A 3200-nucleotide genomic window follows, 5' to 3' on the forward strand; every position below is an offset into this window, starting at 1 on the left:
TCTGCTCGGGGCCGCTGCCCAACTGGTAGGTCAGCTTGGTCACGCCGGCGTCGTCGCTGGCAGAGCCGCTGACGGTGAGGGTGGGGCTGCTGGTGGTGCTGCCGTTGGCCGGCTGGCTGAGGCTGACTTGGGGGGAAAACCCGTCTGCCTGATTGCAGGCCGCCAGCAGGAGAACCCATCCCACCAGCGGACCGCAAAAGATGATCTTCTGTACTATTTTTGATATGAACCGCATGGGGCCTCCGCGAGGCAACAGCCAAGACACATAATTCCCCCAGGATTTACTCAGGGCTTTAGAATCCTCTAAAGGTTTGTTTACCTACTCCCCACACCCTGCCTTCTTTGGGCTGCGAAACGCCGGCGCCTACGGTTCGATCTGAGCTGCATTCATGGTTGTTCGTATGGGTTCTATCTTGTGGGAAGATGGCCTTGAGGGAACGCCTTTGGCGTAGGGTCTTCAGCGGATACCAGGGCTCGAGCGGTTTTCCATGAGGACGACGGGACCGGTGCCGAAACAGGCCTCGGGCTCGGGGCAGACGTGACCGAAGATGTCGTAATCCCCGTCGTTGCCGATGTCGGCCACTCGGGTTTGGTGCAGCCCCTCGCGGGCGAGGACGTGGGCCTCCCACTCCTCCCCACCTCCCCGGTTGAGCCAGACGAACAGGCGCTTGTCGCCGCGGAACTCCGAGCCCACCACGTCCAGCCTTCCATCCCCATCCATGTCCACTACGTCCAGGCTGTGGACGCTGTCCACGCTGGGCTCGATCACGTACTCACTCCAGCGCGCGGTGGGATCGAGGGGATTGGCAAACCAGGAGACCCGGCCCTTCTCCTCCGAGGGTGAGGCCAGCACGTCCAGCCGCCCGTCGCCGTTTATGTCCGCCAGCACCACCGTGGCATAGGGCACCCAGTCGGTGTAGGTGTGCTCGCTCCACCTGCTTCTGGCGATGTCACCGCCGGGATTTTTCATCCAGACACTGCCCGTGACCAGGTCCAGCCAGCCGTCGCGGTCGAGGTCACCCACGTCCAGCCCGTTGCGGCTGCGCCGGGGATCGATTTCGAAGGAGCGCCAGGAATCCTTGGAGTTCTGCAGGAATACCGTGATCACAGTGTCGGTCTCCCCGCGCATGATCACGTCGAGTTTGCCGTCTTTGTTCAGGTCAGCCACCACGATGTCGTGAGTCCCGGCATTGCCCAGGACGTGCCGCTTCCAGGAGGTGCCCCTGGCGTTGAGGTTTTCGTAGAGTGCCACCCCCACGATCACGTCCAGGTCGCCGTCCTTGTCAATGTCCACCACCGCGCTGCCACTCTGGCTTTGGGCTGTGGGGTCGATGGTGCGCTTGATCCAGAAGGGAGCCTGATACCACACCAGCGGCCCGTTGCCCCCACCGATGATCAGGTCGGGTAGCCCATCGCCGTTGAGATCACCGATGCTTTTGATCCAGGCCGACCCCGGGCTGGCCTTGTCGATCTGCACCCGGCGAAAGCTGAGGGGAGTGCCCTGTGCCCCCAGCAGCAAGCCCACCCCCAGGCACCAGAGCAGAAGTTTGGCTTTCCATCGCGCGATGCTCACGACTCCTCCTTGAAAACGAGGCGATGCCGGACGCCTCGAGCCCTTCTTTCAAAGGCGAGGCTATCACATGGAGCCGTCATGGGTCGTACGCAAAACGCCGAACATCCAACGCCATGCCTGTTGTAGGGGCCGGACCCTGTGCCTGTGCCCAAGAGGTGTAGGGGCGAGCCATTGGCTCGCCCCTACAAACGGCGCTTAGCGTTTAGTGTTCGGTCATGAACTATCGACCATCGATCACCGGCATCAGTTCTTGTCGGTCAGGCCGTTCTCGATGTTCATGAAAGCCTGGGGTGCGTCGCCGCAGCCCTCATAGAACATGAAGAAGGCGTCGCGGGTGAAGCACTCGGCGTTGGCCGGGTTGGAGGTGGAGAAGCTGAAGCCAGGCTTGAGGTATTGCCGCACCGCGCCGGGATCCGAGGCCGAGAGCAGCTTCTTGCCGTAGATGTCGGTGTAGAACTCGCCGGTGGCGGCGGCCTGGCTGGCGTTGACGCCCAGGCCGGGGGCGAAGGCAAACAGGCGCATTTCTCCGGTGTTCTGGCCGATGCGCATGAGGTCGGTGGCGCTGGAGCAGGTGTTGGACTTGCAGGCGGTGATGGGGTTGACGGTGTCGAAGGTGAGGCCGGCGGTGTTGAGCCCGATGATCAGACCGCTTCCGTCGGAGCGCCAAGGTTCGTAGCCGTTGAGGTCGGGATAGACCTTGAGCTTGCGCTCGCCGGTGGTGTCGGTGACCTGGCTTGGAGTGGGAACGCCGGGGGGGCAGGTGGCGGTGAGAGGCCCGTCGGTGTTGTTGTCGGTGGCTGGGCCGAAGTCGGCCTGCAGGTTGAGGTCGGCCATGATCTCGCCCGTGGACTTGCTGGCTATCACCACCTGCAGGGTGTGGAACTGGCGGCAGATGCGTCCAGCTCCGCCGGTGCCGAAGTGGTGCACGAAGAGGATACGGTAGCCATCCCGCTCCCACACGTAGTTCTTGAAGCCGGAATTGGGCTCGGGCAGTGTGCCGTTGCTGTGGAGGGGGTCCCTGCTGCTGATGTAGCCGTAAGCGGGCTTGAAGCCGGGCTTCAAGAGGCTGGGGTCGGAACCGTGGTCGTGGCCGAAGTAGCACCAGTAGACGGGGTCTACCTGGGGGTGCCGTCCTTCTCGCCGAAGAGCACCAGGTAGGTGTAGAGGTTCTGGGCCTGGCTCGCTCCGGGGTCGTAGACCGAGCCCAGCTGGACGGTCTGGCCGGCGAGGAAGTTCTTGGTGTACACGGGGCGGTCGGCGTTGTTGATGCGCACCGTACCCTGCTGGCTCCAGTTGTTCTTCAGCCAGTTGGGCACCTTGCTGGGGTCGGCCCGCCAGACCACCGCCAGCCGCGCGTCGCGGTTGAGGGTGATGTTGATGAAGGTGGCCTTGTCGTACTGCCAGACCGAACCGTGCTTGCCGCCGTTGGGCGGGAGCAGCACGTCCCAGCCCTGGAAGCTGCCGGCGTTGTTGATGGTCCAGCTTCCCTGGGCGTCGGTGAGGGTGTTATTGGTGGTGAACTGGCGGGGGCGGTAGAACATGTCCTCCACTGCGGGCTGGTCGCCTTCGGGGCTGTTCTGCAGCCACTGGTAGCTACGCAGCAGCGTGGGGTTGGTACCCCCGGTGG

General features: G+C 63.4%; 4 protein-coding genes. All 4 read right to left on the bottom strand.

Annotated features, from left to right (window positions below; translation table 11 throughout):
- A partial coding sequence (locus tag Mrose_RS18070; protein ID WP_182482906.1) for an Ig-like domain-containing protein occupies positions 1–235 on the bottom strand: 235 nt, incomplete at its 3' end.
- Positions 236–457: 222 nt separating this feature from the next.
- Positions 458–1573, bottom strand: a complete 1116-nt coding sequence (locus Mrose_RS18075) for an FG-GAP repeat domain-containing protein (protein WP_119280614.1) — start codon at positions 1571–1573, stop codon at positions 458–460.
- Between the two features lie 243 nt (positions 1574–1816).
- Positions 1817–2635, bottom strand: coding sequence for a hypothetical protein (locus Mrose_RS18080; RefSeq protein WP_119280615.1), 819 nt, complete (start codon positions 2633–2635; stop codon positions 1817–1819).
- 53 nt (positions 2636–2688) lie between these two features.
- Positions 2689–3200: hypothetical protein (locus tag Mrose_RS19085; RefSeq protein WP_182482907.1), on the bottom strand; the 512-nt coding region annotated here is incomplete at its 5' end.

This window comes from Calidithermus roseus, from assembly GCF_003574095.1.
GTDB lineage: Bacteria > Deinococcota > Deinococci > Deinococcales > Thermaceae > Calidithermus > Calidithermus roseus.